General features: G+C 66.5%; 12 protein-coding genes. 11 read left to right on the forward strand and 1 reads right to left on the reverse strand.

Translation table 11 applies throughout. The features are described 5' to 3' along the window. The first annotated feature begins 34 nt into the window (after nt 1–34). The 11 genes from AC1KVE_RS04210 (at nt 35) to AC1KVE_RS04260 (ending at nt 12,392) form a co-directional block, all read left to right on the forward strand. Nucleotides 35–1,279, forward strand: a complete 1,245-nt coding sequence (locus tag AC1KVE_RS04210; RefSeq protein WP_481091864.1) for an argininosuccinate synthase — start codon at nt 35–37, stop codon at nt 1,277–1,279. 358 nt (nt 1,280–1,637) lie between these two features. Beyond that, entirely contained in the window at nt 1,638–2,738 is a 1,101-nt protein-coding gene (locus tag AC1KVE_RS04215; protein ID WP_154832130.1) for an acetylornithine deacetylase, read from the forward strand. Between the two features lie 49 nt (nt 2,739–2,787). Beyond that, a complete protein-coding gene (locus tag AC1KVE_RS04220) occupies nt 2,788–4,131 on the forward strand; it encodes an acetylglutamate kinase (protein ID WP_024940003.1) in 1,344 nt (447 codons plus the stop codon). A gap of 5 nt (nt 4,132–4,136) precedes the next feature. After that, nucleotides 4,137–4,748, forward strand: a complete 612-nt coding sequence (locus tag AC1KVE_RS04225; RefSeq protein WP_481091863.1) for a GNAT family N-acetyltransferase — start codon at nt 4,137–4,139, stop codon at nt 4,746–4,748. Beyond that, complete coding sequence (gene argC / locus AC1KVE_RS04230) at nt 4,745–5,695, forward strand: N-acetyl-gamma-glutamyl-phosphate reductase (RefSeq protein WP_481091862.1); 951 nt, start codon at nt 4,745–4,747, stop codon at nt 5,693–5,695. The genes AC1KVE_RS04225 and argC overlap by 4 nt, the downstream gene beginning before the upstream one ends. Before the next feature lie 176 nt (nt 5,696–5,871). Further along, the gene (locus AC1KVE_RS04235) at nt 5,872–7,167 is read left to right on the forward strand and encodes an argininosuccinate lyase (protein ID WP_481091861.1); all 1,296 of its coding nucleotides are present in this window, start codon (nt 5,872–5,874) and stop codon (nt 7,165–7,167) included. Continuing rightward, nucleotides 7,167–7,520 carry a cupin domain-containing protein gene (locus AC1KVE_RS04240; RefSeq protein ID WP_481091860.1) on the forward strand — a complete coding sequence of 118 codons (354 nt, stop codon included), beginning with the start codon at nt 7,167–7,169 and terminating at the stop codon, nt 7,518–7,520. Before AC1KVE_RS04235 ends, AC1KVE_RS04240 begins: the two co-directional genes overlap by 1 nt. Then, entirely contained in the window at nt 7,520–7,780 is a 261-nt protein-coding gene (locus tag AC1KVE_RS04245; protein ID WP_481091859.1) for a YciI family protein, read from the forward strand. Before AC1KVE_RS04240 ends, AC1KVE_RS04245 begins: the two co-directional genes overlap by 1 nt. Nucleotides 7,781–7,793: 13 nt before the next feature. Then, complete coding sequence (gene proB, locus AC1KVE_RS04250; RefSeq protein WP_024939997.1) at nt 7,794–8,948, forward strand: glutamate 5-kinase; 1,155 nt, start codon at nt 7,794–7,796, stop codon at nt 8,946–8,948. Between the two features lie 158 nt (nt 8,949–9,106). Next, nucleotides 9,107–10,351, forward strand: coding sequence for a glutamate-5-semialdehyde dehydrogenase (locus AC1KVE_RS04255; protein WP_481091858.1), 1,245 nt, complete (start codon nt 9,107–9,109; stop codon nt 10,349–10,351). A 127-nt stretch (nt 10,352–10,478) separates the two neighbouring features. After that, entirely contained in the window at nt 10,479–12,392 is a 1,914-nt protein-coding gene (locus AC1KVE_RS04260) for a CocE/NonD family hydrolase (protein WP_481091857.1), read from the forward strand. Here the strand turns inward: AC1KVE_RS04260 and AC1KVE_RS04265 are convergent. Next, the gene (locus AC1KVE_RS04265; RefSeq protein WP_024939994.1) at nt 12,373–13,599 is read right to left on the reverse strand and encodes a CynX/NimT family MFS transporter; all 1,227 of its coding nucleotides are present in this window, start codon (nt 13,597–13,599) and stop codon (nt 12,373–12,375) included. The two genes, AC1KVE_RS04260 and AC1KVE_RS04265, sit on opposite strands and share 20 nt — an antisense overlap. Nucleotides 13,600–13,714 lie beyond the last annotated feature (115 nt).

The raw sequence follows: 13,714 nt of genomic DNA on the forward strand, positions 1-13,714 counted from the left end.
CGACCCAACCTAGTCAACTTCTAAAGAGACCCCCATGTCGCAGCAGACCGCTTCCACCAATCCCGAATCCTCACTCTCCAATCCCGGCACAAAGAAGGACATCGTCCTGGCGTTCTCCGGTGGCCTGGATACCAGCTTCTGCATTCCGTATCTGCAGGCGCAGGGCTACGCGGTGCACACCGTGTTTGCCGATACCGGCGGGGTGGATGCCGAGGAGCGTGATTTCATCGAAAAGCGCGCGGCCGAACTCGGTGCCGCCAGCCATGTCACCGTCGATGGCGGTCCTGCCATCTGGCAGGGCTTCGTCAAGCCGTTCGTGTGGGCGGGCGAGGGCTATCAGGGCCAGTATCCGTTGCTGGTGTCCGACCGTTACCTGATCGTCGATGCCGCGCTCAAGCGCGCCGAGGAACTGGGCACGCGCAGCATCGCGCACGGTTGCACCGGCATGGGCAACGACCAGGTACGTTTCGACTTGGCAGTGAAGGCACTGGGCGATTACCAGATCGTGGCGCCGATCCGCGAGATCCAGAAAGAACACACCCAGACCCGCGCCTACGAGCAGAAGTATCTGGAAGAGCGCGGCTTTGGCGTGCGCGCCAAGCAGCAGGCCTACACCATCAACGAGAACCTGCTCGGGCTGACCATGTCCGGCGGCGAGATCGACCGTTGGGAAGCGCCGGGCGAGGGTGCGCGTGGCTGGTGCGCGCCGCGCAGCGAGTGGCCGGCCGAGCCGCTGACCGTCACCCTGAAGTTCGTCGAAGGCGAGGCTGTTGAACTCAATGGCAAGGCGCTGCCTGGCGAGCAGATCCTGGCCCAGCTCAACAAATTGTTCGCGCCCTACGGCGTGGGCCGTGGCGTCTACACCGGCGACACCGTGATCGGGTTGAAGGGCCGCATCGTGTTCGAGGCGCCGGGCCTGATCTCGCTGCTGACCGGGCACCGCGCGCTGGAAGATGCGGTGCTGACCAAGCAGCAGAACCGCTTCAAGCCGGATGTGGCGCGCAAGTGGGTGGAGCTGGTGTACGAAGGCTTCTATCACGATCCGCTCAAGACCGACATCGAGGCGTTCCTGAAGTCGTCGCAGGCCAAGGTCAATGGCGAGGTCACGCTGGAAACCCGCGGCGGCCGCGTCGATGCGGTGGCGGTGCGTTCGCCGCACCTGCTCAACACCAAGGGCGCGACCTATGCGCAGTCGGCCGACTGGGGCGTGGAGGAAGCGGAAGGCTTCATCAAGCTGTTCGGGATGAGCTCGACGCTGTATGCCCAGGTGAATCGCTGAAGTTTCAGGGCACGTATGCAAAGCCCCTCTCCCCCGGGGCGAGAGGCACGGCGTACGCGCCACTGGCGCGCGTGCCTTGGAGCGCCCGCGCCGCAAGCGCGGGCCGGGGCGCGCAGCGGGGTTTGGGTGGGGGTAGGAGCGAAGCCTCGTGCAGTTAAACAGTGCGAGAGCTTCGCCCGCATTCACCCGCTGAGATTTTTGGCTTCACCAGGCTTCGCCCGTACCCTCATCCGTCCCTTCGGGGCACCTTCTTCCGAAGGGAGAAGGGGGAGCTTGGATGTGTTGTTTGCGCAACCTCGCACCACGGTGCAGTTGTGACTTTTGTTAGCCGCCACTTCGGACCATTGATCAAACCGACATGACCGATCTACTTGCCTCCACCCTCGAACACCTGGAACAGCTGGTGTCCTTCGACACCCGCAATCCGCCGCGGGCGATCGCTGCCGAGGGCGGCATCTTCGATTATCTGCGCGCGCAGCTGCCCGGTTTCCAGGTCGAGGTGATCGACCACGGTGCCGGTGCGGTCAGCCTGTATGCGGTGCGCGGCACGCCGAAGTATCTGTTCAACGTGCATCTGGACACGGTGCCGGATTCGCCGCACTGGAGCGCCGATCCGCACGTGATGCGGCGTACCGACGATCGCGTGATCGGCCTGGGCGTCTGCGACATCAAGGGTGCGGCGGCGGCGCTGGTGGCGGCGGCCAATGCCGGGCAGGGCGATGCGGCCTTCCTGTTTTCCTCCGACGAGGAAGCCAACGACCCGCGCTGCATCGCCGCGTTCCTGGCGCGCGGTGTGCCGTATGAGGCGGTGCTGGTTGCCGAGCCGACCATGAGCGAGGCGGTGCTGGCGCATCGCGGCATCAGCTCGGTGCTGATGCGGTTTGCTGGGCGTGCCGGGCATGCCTCGGGCAAGCAGGATCCTTCCGCAAGTGCATTGCATCAGGCGATGCGGTGGGGCGGCAGGGCGCTGGACCATGTCGAGTCGCTGGCGCATGCGCGTTTCGGCGGCCTGACCGGCCTGCGCTTCAACATCGGTCGGGTCGAGGGCGGCATCAAGGCCAACATGATCGCGCCGGCGGCCGAGCTGCGTTTCGGCTTTCGTCCGCTGCCGTCGATGGACGTGGACGGTTTGCTGGCGACGTTTGCCGGATTTGCCGATCCACACGCGGCGCATTTCGAAGAAACCTTCCGCGGCCCCAGCCTGCCGTCCGGCGATATCGCGCGGGCCGAGGAACGCCGCCTTGCCGCACGCGATGTGGCCGATGCGCTGAACCTGCCGATCGGCAATGCAGTGGATTTCTGGACCGAGGCCTCGCTGTTTTCGGCCGGCGGTTACACCGCCCTGGTCTATGGCCCCGGCGATATCGCCCAGGCGCACACCGCCGACGAGTTCGTAACGCTTGCGCAGCTGCAGCGTTACGCCGAGTCGGTACATCGCATCATCAACGGCTCAAACTGAAGCCGCGTTCCGCGCCCAGGCGCGGCCATCCCTCTCTTCGATCACGGCAATGTCCCTCTCCGCACAGCCCCACAAACAGACCCGCCAGACCATCGTGCGCCTGCTTTCGAGCATGGCCAGCGCCAAGGAAATCAGCCAGTATCTCAAGCGTTTCTCGCAGCTGGATGCCAAACGCTTTGCGGTGGTCAAGGTGGGCGGCGCGGTGCTGCGCGACGACCTGGACGCGCTGACCTCGTCGCTGTCGTTCCTGCAGGAAGTGGGGCTGACCCCGATCGTGCTGCATGGCGCCGGCCCGCAGCTGGATGCCGAACTGTCGGCGGCCGGTATCGAGAAGCGCACCGTCAACGGCTTGCGGGTGACCTCGCCGGAAGCGCTGGCGATCGTGCGCAAGGTGTTCCAGGCCTCCAACCTCAAGCTGGTCGAGGCGCTGCAGCAGAACGGCGCGCGTGCGACCTCGATCACCGGCGGCGTATTCGAAGCGCAGTATCTGGACCGCGACACCTACGGCCTGGTCGGTGAGGTCAAGGCGGTCAACCTGGCGCCGATCGAAGCCAGCCTGCAGGCCGGCTCGATTCCGGTGATCACCAGCCTGGGCGAGACGCCGAGCGGGCAGATCCTCAACGTCAACGCGGATTTTGCCGCCAACGAACTGGTGCAAGAGCTGCAGCCGTACAAGATCATCTTCCTCACCGGCACCGGCGGTCTGCTGGATGCCGATGGCAAGGTGATCGACTCGATCAACCTGTCCACCGAGTTCGACCATCTGATGCAGCAGCCCTGGATCAACGGCGGCATGCGGGTGAAGATCGAACAGATCAAGGATCTGCTCGATCGCCTGCCGCTGGAGTCGTCGGTGTCGATCACCCGGCCGGCCGATCTGGCCAAGGAACTGTTCACCCACAAGGGCTCGGGCACGCTGGTGCGGCGCGGCGAGCGCGTGCTGCGCGCGACCTCCTGGGACGAACTGGACCTGCCGCGGCTCAGGACGCTGATCGAATCCAGCTTCGGCCGCACGCTGGTGCCCGATTACTTCAGCAACACCAGGTTGCTGCGCGCCTATGTCAGCGAGAACTACCGCGCCGCGGTGATCCTCACCGACGAAGGCATGCTGGGTGCAAGCGCGCTGATCTACCTGGACAAGTTCGCCGTGCTCGACGACGCCCAGGGCGAAGGCCTGGGTCGTGCAGTGTGGAACGTGATGCGCGAGGAAACCCCGCAACTGTTCTGGCGCTCGCGTCACAACAACCAGGTCAACATCTTCTACTACGCCGAGTCCGACGGCTGCATCAAGCAGGAGAAGTGGAAGGTGTTCTGGTACGGGCTGGAGAACTTCGAGCAGATCCAGCACTGCGTGGCGCATTGCGCGACGCGCCAGCCGACGCTGCTGGGCTGAATACGATGGCGCCCGTCGCATTGCCAGCGCTTTGGCGCGAGCTGCCCACGCTACGCGGGCAACACGCAACACTGGAACCATTGCGGGCTGCGCATGTCGATGGTCTGCGCGCTGCGTTGGGCGATGGGGCCTTGTCGCGGCTGTGGTACACCGGCGTGCCGGCACCGGCGCAGGTGGACGACTACGTGGGCGCGGCCCTGGATGCGCAAGCCGACGGGCGGGTGCTGCCTTACGTGGTATGCGATGCGGCCGGCGATGTCGTCGGCTGCACACGCTATTACGGGCTGGATGCGACAGTGCCCAAGCTGTCGATCGGCTACACCTGGTACGCGCCGCGCGTGCAGCGCAGCGGCGTCAATACCGACACCAAGCGGATGCTGCTGCAGCACGCCTTCGAGACGCTGGGCTGCCTGAGCGTGGTGTTCGAGACCAGTTGGTTCAATCACACCTCGCGCGCGGCGATTGCGCGGCTCGGTGCAAAGCAGGACGGCGTGCTGCGCAATTACACCCGTCACCCTGACGGCACGCCGCGCGACACCGTGGTGTTCTCCATCATCGATACGGAATGGGCCGGGGTCAAACGCCACCTGCAGTTCCGCCTGGAAGCAAACGCATGACTGTTCAAACAACGACCATCGGCATCGTCGGGGCCCGCGGGCATACCGGATCGGAATTGATCAAGCTGGTGGCGGCACACCCGCATCTGCAGCTGCTGTTCGTGTCCTCGCGCGAGCTGGCCGGGCAACCGGTGGCCGAGCACAACGCGGCGTATCGCGGTGAGCTGCGCTACGAGAGCCTGGATGCCGATGCGGTGGCCGCCAAGGCCGCCGACGTGGTGATCCTGGCATTGCCCAACGGCAAGGCCGAGCCCTTCGTCGCGGCGGTCGACTCGGCCAGGCCGCAGACGCTGCTGATCGATCTGTCGGCCGATTACCGCTTCGATCCGGCCTGGTATTACGGGTTGCCGGAGCTGACGCGCGGCAGCTACGCCGGGCAGAAGCGCATCAGCAATCCGGGTTGCTATGCCACCGCGATGCAGCTGACGATCGCGCCCTTGCTCGACCAACTGGCCGGCCCCCCGCAGTGTTTCGGCGTGTCCGGGTATTCCGGCGCGGGCACCACGCCGTCGGACAAGAACAACCCCGAGTTGCTGGCCGATAACCTGATGCCGTATGCGCTGACCAACCATATGCACGAGCGCGAAGTCTCTGCGCAGCTCGGGGTGCCGGTGGAGTTCATGCCGCATGTGGCACCGCACTTCCGTGGCATCACCATGACCGTCAACCTGTGGCTGCAGCAAGCGCTGACGCGCGAGCAGGTCCAGGCGCGCTACACGCAGCGTTACGCCGACGAGCCGTTGATCGAGATCGTCGATGAAGCGCCGTGGGTCAGCCGCATTGCCGGCAGGCATGGCGTGCAGATCGGTGGCGTGACGCTGGCGCCGGGCAACAAGCGGGTGGTGGTGGTGGCAACGCTGGACAACCTGCTCAAGGGCGCGGCGACGCAGGCGATGCAGAATCTCAACCTGGCATTGGGCTGGGACGAATTGACTGCGATTGGCTGATGATGCGAGTTCCTCGCAAGAGCCCGCACTTCCTTGTGCGGGGATTCAAAGATGCGAGTCCCTCGCAGGAGCCCGCACATCCTTGTGCGGGGATTAAAAGGTGCGAGTCCCTCGCGACAGCCCGCACCTCCGTGTGCGGGGATTTAAGCTGACAATTTATTTCGAGACGCTTTCCGATGACCAATCTGTTGTGGCAAAAACCCGGCGTGGCGGTGGACGCCAAGATCCAGAGCTTCCTGGCCGGCGACGACGTCATCCTGGACCGCGAGTTCTTCCTGTACGACATCGCTGCCAGCAAGGCGCATGCGCAGGGACTGCAGCACATTGGCATCCTGTCGCTGCAGGAGCTGGGCGGACTGAGCGAGCAGCTCGACCTGCTGGCGGCCGATTTCCGCAGTGGCGCGTTCGTGCTGGACGAGCGCTACGAGGATTGCCACTCGGCGATCGAGGCACGCCTGACCGAGCGGCTGGGCGATGCCGGCCGCAAGATCCACACCGGGCGCAGCCGTAACGACCAGATCCTGGTCGCCACCCGCCTGTGGTTGAAGGACAAGCTGCAACGCGTGGCCGAGCTTGGCGCGGAGATCGCCAAGGTGGCGCTGGACCGCGCGCAGGCAGAAGCCGCGTTGCCGGTGCCGGGCTATACGCATATCCAGCGTGCGGTGGTGTCCTCGGCCGGCATGTGGTGGGCGGGCTGGGCCGAGGCCTTTATCGACGACGCGGTGCGTGCGGCCGATACCTTGCGCCTGGTGGACAGCAATCCGCTCGGCACCGCCGCCGGTTATGGCGTCAACCTGCCGCTGGACCGTACGCATACCACTGCCGAGCTGGGCTTTGCACGGCTGCAGGTGTCGCCGATCTATGCGCAGCTCTCGCGTGGCAAGTACGAACTGGCTGCGCTCGAGGCGCTTGGCAGCGCAACGCTGGACCTGCGCCGGATCGCCTGGGATCTGTCGTTGTTCACCAGCGGCGAGTTCGCCTTCGTCGCGTTGCCGGCGCAATACACCACCGGCAGTTCGATCATGCCGAACAAGCGTAACCCCGACGTGATCGAACTGATGCGCGCCACCCACGCCAGCGTGGCCGCGGCGCGGACCGAGATCGAACAGCTGCTGTCGCTGCCATCGGGCTATCACCGCGACCTGCAGAGCAGCAAGGGCGCCATCGTGCACGGCTTCGGGCGTGGCCTGGCGGCACTGGAACTGCTGCCGGCCCTGCTGGCCAATCTGGAATGGCGCCCGGACAAGCTGCGTGCGGCGATCGATTCGGGCATGTACGCCACCGACGTGGCGGTGGAAGCGGCGGTTGCCGGCGTGCCGTTCCGCGAGGCCTACAAGGCGGCCGCGGAATCGGCCGACACCGCAGGGCAGGGGCGCACGCCGGAAGGCAGCCTGGCCGCCCGCGTCTCGCCAGGTGCCGCCGCAGACCTGCAGCTGGACGTCCTGCGTGCCCGCTGGCAGGCGCTGCTCTGATGGCCGTGACCAGCACCCACACCGCCGAGCATTACCCCTGGGGCGAAGCCAGTGACGGCTGGCACCTGTTGCGCGACCCCAACCTGAGCGTGCTCGAAGAGCACATGCCGCCCGGCGCGGCCGAGCTGCGTCACCGGCACAGCCGCGCGCGGCATTTCTTCTATGTGCTGGCCGGCGAGGTGATGCTGCAGCTGGATGGTGAGCAGCACGTGCTCGGGGTCGGGCAGGGCCTGCATGTGCCGCCCGGTTCCACCCATCAGATGCACAACCTGTCCGAGATGGAAGCGCGCTTTCTGGTGATTTCCACGCCGTTCGGCCGTAGCGAGGCAACACCCGACAAGGAGGCAGGCTGATGGCGACACGCTATCTGGTGCTGGCGATGCGCAAGCCGGATTTTCCGGCCGATGTGGTGCAGCCGCACCGTGCATTTCTCGACACGCTGCGGGCGGCCGGGCAGCTGGAACTGACCGGCGGCTTCAGCGATGGCAGCGGTGGCGCGTACGTATTGATCAACGTCGCCAGCCTGGAGGACGCGCAGCAGCTCGTCGCGCGCGACCCACTGGTGCTGCGCGATGCCTCCACGCTGACCGTCCATGAGTGGAACACGCACTGAGCAGGTTGTCGCCATGAGCACGCCCATCGCCACTGCTGCGTCATTTACCGAGCAGGCGCTGCCGCCGTGGCGACGCGCAGTGCTCAAGGTCGGCAGCAGCCTGCTCGCCGCCGATGGCGGTGGCCTGTCGCCGCGCTTTGCGCTGGGGCTGGCGCAGTTCGTCTCGGCCAACCTGATGGCCGGGCGCGAGCTGGTGATCGTGTCGTCGGGTGCGGTGGCCGCCGGCCGTGCGATCCTGCCGAAGGCTGCCGAGGCCGGTGCGCCGATCGCCGCGCGCCAGGCGCTGGCTGCGCTGGGGCAGGCGCAGTTGATCGCGCTCTGGCAGCGCTTTTTCGAGCGCCCGGTGGCGCAGGTGTTGCTCACCCACGACGACCTGCGTAACCGCCGCCGCTATCTCAACGCACGCGCCACACTGGGCGAGTTGTTGCGGCTGGGCGCGTTGCCGGTGATCAACGAAAACGACACCGTGTCGGTGGACGAGCTCAAGCTGGGCGACAACGACAACCTGGCCGCGATCGTCGCCGCCCTGGTCGATGCTGATGCCTTGTTCATCGCCACCGATATCGACGGGTTGTACAGCGCCGACCCGCGCAGCAATCCGCTGGCGCGGCCGCTCGACGAGGTGACCGAACTCACCGCCGAGGTGCTGGCGATGGCCGGCGGCAGCGGCAGCAGCGTGGGCACCGGCGGCATGCGCACCAAGCTGGAAGCCGCCGCAAAGGCCGGCGCGGCCGGCATCGAAACCTATCTGTTCAACGGCCGCAATGGCGATGTGGTGCGTGCCCTGGCGCAGGATCGCCTGCACGGCACGCGTATCCACGCCGCACGCACGCGCATCGCCGCCCGCAAGTACTGGCTGCGGCACGCGCCGGTGGAAGCGGGCGCGATCCTGATCGATGCCGGCGCCGCCGCCGCACTGACCGACAAGGGCGCCTCGCTGCTGCCGGGCGGCGTGGCCGGTGCGCAGGGCGACTTCCGGCGTGGCGACATGGTGGAGATCCACCTGCGCGACGACGCCGGCGAGCGCTGCCTGGCACGCGGCGTCAGCCAGTATTCGGCGGTGGATATCCGCCGCATCGCCCGCCGCCACTCGCGCGAGATCGAGCCCGTGCTCGGTTACAGCTACGGTGAGAATGTGGTGCATCGCGATGATTTGGTGCTTTTGTAGCGGGGATTGGGGAGTCGGGATTGGGAATTTGCAAACGCATGTGCACCGCGTTTCCCTACCGTTGCTTCCGTGTCCCGACGACTGATTTCCTGTGGTGATAAAACGGTATTGCCGCTTTTGCCAATCCCCAATCCCGACTCCCCAATCCCGGCCCTCCAATGACCATCAAAACCCTAGCCCTGCAATGCCGTGATGCCGCGCAAGTGCTGTCGCAACTGTCCGCGTCTGCCAAGCAGGCCTTGCTGGAGGCGATGGCGGCCGCGCTGGAACAGGATGCGGCGGTGATCCTGGCGGCGAATGCACGCGATCTGGAGGCGGCGCGTGCGAAGGGCGTGGGGACGGCGATGCTGGATCGTCTGGCGCTGGACGACAGGCGCCTGGCCGGCATCGCCGCCGCGCTGCGCGAGGTGGCGCAACTGCCCGATCCGGTCGGCCAGGTCACGCGCGAGGATGTTCGCCCCAATGGCATCGTCGTGCAGAAGGTGCGCGTGCCGCTGGGGGTGATCGCGATGATCTACGAAGCGCGCCCGAATGTGACCGCCGATGCGGCAGCACTGTGCATCAAGGCCGGCAATGGCGTGATCCTGCGTGGCGGCTCGGAAGCAATCCACTCCAACACCGCGATTGCGCGCGCCCTGCAGCGCGCCCTGCGCGAGGCTGACGTGCCGGAAGCGGCGCTGACCCTGGTCGAGGATCTGCGCCGCGAGACCATGCTGGAGCTGCTGCAACTCAGCGACATCGTCGATCTGGCGATTCCGCGTGGCGGCGAAGGGCTGATCCGCTTCGTGGCCGAGCATGCGCGCGTGCCGGTGATCAAGCATTACAAGGGCGTGTGCCATCTGTTCGTGGATGCATCGGCGGACGTGGACCTGGCGGTGCGTCTATTGGTCGATGGCAAGGCCAGCCGGCCCTCGGCCTGCAATGCGCTGGAGACCTTGCTGGTGCATGCCGACATCGCGGCGCGCTTTCTGCCGCTGGCCGCGCAGGCCCTGCGCGAGCGCAAGGTGGAGCTGCGTGGCGATGCGGCAACGCGCGCACTGTTGCCCGACGTCGCAGCTGCCAGCGACGACGACTACGCCGCCGAATTCCTCGACCTGATCCTGGCGATCCGGGTGGTGCCGGATCTGGACACCGCGCTGGCGCATATCCGCCAGTACGGCTCGGACCACACCGAGGTGATCGCCACCCAGGATGCCGCCAATGCCGAGCGGTTCGTGCAATCGCTGCGCTCGGCGGTGGTGATGGTCAACGCCTCCTCGCGTTTCTCCGATGGCGGCGAGCTTGGCCTGGGCGCGGAGATCGGCATCTCCACCACGCGCCTGCATTCCTACGGCCCAATGGGCCTGGAGGCGCTCACCGTGGAGCGCTTCGTAGTGCGGGGCCAGGGCCAGGTACGGCACTGATCGGCGATACGCAGGCCAGCCACCCGGCCACCACGACCTACCCGGCAACCACGACCTTTGACACTCCCCCGGCAGGCCGCGCTCTGCCTACAGTCGACGACTGCCCCCGCACGTTCCGGAGTCGTCGATGCGCCGTTTTGCCGCCTGCCTGCTCGCCACCGCCATTGCCGCCGCCACCGGCAGCGCGCTGGCGCAAACTTCGCCGATGACGCCGGACATCACCGGCAAGCCGTTCGTGGCAGGTGATGCCGCCAACGACTACATCAAGCGCGAGGTGATGATTCCGATGCGCGACGGGGTCAAGCTGCATACGGTGATCGTGCTGCCCAAGGGCGCGCGCAATGCGCCGATGGTGCTGACGCGCACGCCGTACAACGCCAGCGGCCGCACCGAGCGCATGGCCTCGCCGCATATGAAGGACCTGCTCGCACAGGGCGACGACGTGTTCGTCGAAGGCGGCTATATCCGCGTGATCCAGGACGTGCGCGGCAAGTACGGCTCCGAAGGCGATTACGTGATGACCCGGCCGCTGCGTGGTGCGCTCAATCCCAGCGAGGTCGACCATGCCACCGATGCCTGGGACACCATCGACTGGCTGGTGAAAAACGTCAAGGAATCCAACGGCAAGGTTGGCATGATCGGCTCGTCCTACGAAGGCTTCACCGTGGTGATGGCGTTGACCAACCCGCACCCGGCGCTCAAGGTCGCGGTACCGGAAAGCCCGATGATCGACGGCTGGATGGGCGACGACTGGTTCAACTACGGCGCGTTCCGCCAGGTCAACTTCGACTATTTCACCGGCCAGCTCACCCAGCGCGGCAAGGGCAGCGGCATCGCGCGCCAGGGCCATGACGACTACAGCAACCTGCTGCGCGCCGGCTCGGCCGGCGATTTCGCCAAGGCTGCCGGCCTGGAGCAGCTGCCGTGGTGGCACAAGCTCACCGAACACGCCGCCTACGATACGTTCTGGCAGGAGCAGGCGCTGGACAAGGTGATGGCGCGCACCCCGCTCAAGGTGCCGACCATGTGGTTGCAGGGGCTGTGGGACCAGGAGGACATGTGGGGTGCCATCCATAGCTACGCGGCGATGGAGCCACGCGACCGCAGCAATACGCTCAACTACCTGGTGATGGGGCCGTGGCGGCACAGCCAGGTCAACTACGACGGCAGCGCGTTGGGCGCATTGAATTTCGACGGTGATACCGCGCGCCAGTTCCGCCACGACGTGCTGCGCCCGTTCTTCGATCAATACCTGGTCGATGGCGCGCCCAAGGCGAGCACGCCACCGGTGTTCATCTACAACACCGGAGAGAATCATTGGGACCGTCTGCAGGCTTGGCCGCGCAGCTGCGCCAAGGGCTGTGCGTCGAGCAGCAAACCGCTGTACCTGCAGGCCGGCGGCAAGCTGTCGTTCCAGCAGCCGGCGGCGGGGCAGCCCGGTTTCGAGGAGTACGTGGCCGACCCGGCCAAGCCGGTACCATTCGTGCCGCGCCCGGTGGACTTCGGTGATCGCAGCATGTGGACCACCTGGCTGGTGCAGGACCAGCGCTTCGTGGACGGCCGCCCGGACGTGCTGACCTTCGTCACCGAGCCGCTGACCGAACCCCTGCAGATCGCCGGTGCACCGGAAGTGCATCTGCAGGCCTCCACCAGCGGCAGCGACAGCGACTGGGTGGTGAAACTGATCGACGTGTATCCGGACGAGATGGCGTCCAGTCCCAAGATGGGCGGCTACGAGCTGCCGGTGTCGCTGGCGATCTTCCGCGGCCGCTATCGCGAGAGTTTCAGCACGCCCAAGCCGCTGGCATCCAATCAGCCGCTGGCGTTCCAGTTCGGCCTGCCGACCGCCAACCACACCTTCCAGCCGGGCCACCGGGTGATGGTGCAGGTGCAGTCCAGCCTGTTTCCGCTGTACGACCGCAATCCGCAGACCTACGTGGACAACATCTTCTTCGCCAAGCCCGGCGATTATCGAAAGGCCACCCAGCGCGTCTATGTGAGCCCCCAGCAGCCCAGCTACATCAGTCTGCCGGTACGTTGACCGCGCGGGCGCCGCGTGGCGGCGGCGCCCAGACGTCTTCCAGCAACTGCGGACGGCAGGCCACCCAGGCGGCCGCCAGCTGCACCAGGATGCAGATCACCAGGAAGACGAACGGCGAGGTCCAGCCGCCGTGGTGCGCGTGCAGCCAGCCGAACAGGAACGGCCCCAGGCAGCTCACCGCATAGCCCATGCCCTGCGAGAACCCGGACAGGGCCGCCGAACCGGCTGCGGTGCGGCTGCGCTGATTGACCAGCACCAATGCCAGCGGGAACGTGCTCGGCCCCAGGCCGAGCAGGGTCACCCACAGGATCGGCGCGGCCAGCGGCGCCCACCACAGCCCGGCAAACGCGACCAGATGGCAGGCCGCGCACAGCAGCACGATCGGAAACGGGTTGCGCATGCGCACCGCCAGCGCCGGCATGGTCAAGGCGCCGACCATGCCCAGTGCCGCGAACAGCGCCACCATGGTGCCGCCGAATGCGGGCGAGGCGCCGGCTTCGCGCAGCAGCGTCGGCAACCAGGTGAACATCGAATAGGTGACCAGCGAGGTCATGCCGAAGGTCACCGCCATGCTCCAGCCCAGGGCGGTGCGTGCCACGCGGCCCTCGGCCTCGGGCGTGGGTGTGACCGGTGCCGGCCCGGTCGCGTGAATGCGGCGGTGGCTGGTGTGCACCATGGCCCAGGCCGCCAATGCCAGCAGTGCCGGCAACACCCACACCACCATCGAGCTGCGCCAGCCCAGCGCATCGGCCACCGGTACTGCCAGCAGTGCCGGCAGCAGGGTGCCGACCTGCAATACGGTGATGTAGAGCGTGCTGACGCCGCCGACGCGATCGCCGAAATAGCGCTTCACCAGCGGCGGCAACACCACGTTGCCCATGCCCATGCCGGCCAGTGCCACCAGCGAACCGATCAGCAGTCCGGCAGTGCCCGGCAGCAGCGGGCGCAACACCAGGCCGACAGTGGCCAATGCCATCGACAGCAGCGCGGTGCGTAGCAGGCCGAAGCGGCGCAGCAAGGCCGGCGTGGCCACACCGGTCAGTGCGAATGCAGCCGTCGGCAACATGCCGAGTGCACCCATGGTGGGCGCGCCGAATGCGTACTCGTCGGCAATGCGTTCCAGCAGCGGCGTCAACGACGTCACCGCGGTACGCAAGTTGAAGGCGGACAACAAAATGGCAGCCAGCACCAAGCCGCGACCACGCAACCGGGCGGACGGGGAGGCAGCGGCAATGACAACAGACATGACAGACCATCCGCACTGCGCGCATGCATGCGCCAGCGCCTGAAAACACAAAACCGGCACGAGGCCGGTTTTGTGT

It is taken from the genome of Xanthomonas sp. NCPPB 2864 (assembly GCF_056675615.1).

Coding starts and splice junctions, on each gene's coding strand:
- AC1KVE_RS04210 (WP_481091864.1), top strand. CDS start 35: ATGTCGCAGCAGACCGCTTCCACCAATCCCGAATCCTCACTCTCCAAT.
- AC1KVE_RS04215 (WP_154832130.1), top strand. CDS start 1,638: ATGACCGATCTACTTGCCTCCACCCTCGAACACCTGGAACAGCTGGTG.
- AC1KVE_RS04220 (WP_024940003.1), top strand. CDS start 2,788: ATGTCCCTCTCCGCACAGCCCCACAAACAGACCCGCCAGACCATCGTG.
- AC1KVE_RS04225 (WP_481091863.1), top strand. CDS start 4,137: ATGGCGCCCGTCGCATTGCCAGCGCTTTGGCGCGAGCTGCCCACGCTA.
- argC (WP_481091862.1), top strand. CDS start 4,745: ATGACTGTTCAAACAACGACCATCGGCATCGTCGGGGCCCGCGGGCAT.
- AC1KVE_RS04235 (WP_481091861.1), top strand. CDS start 5,872: ATGACCAATCTGTTGTGGCAAAAACCCGGCGTGGCGGTGGACGCCAAG.
- AC1KVE_RS04240 (WP_481091860.1), top strand. CDS start 7,167: ATGGCCGTGACCAGCACCCACACCGCCGAGCATTACCCCTGGGGCGAA.
- AC1KVE_RS04245 (WP_481091859.1), top strand. CDS start 7,520: ATGGCGACACGCTATCTGGTGCTGGCGATGCGCAAGCCGGATTTTCCG.
- proB (WP_024939997.1), top strand. CDS start 7,794: ATGAGCACGCCCATCGCCACTGCTGCGTCATTTACCGAGCAGGCGCTG.
- AC1KVE_RS04255 (WP_481091858.1), top strand. CDS start 9,107: ATGACCATCAAAACCCTAGCCCTGCAATGCCGTGATGCCGCGCAAGTG.
- AC1KVE_RS04260 (WP_481091857.1), top strand. CDS start 10,479: ATGCGCCGTTTTGCCGCCTGCCTGCTCGCCACCGCCATTGCCGCCGCC.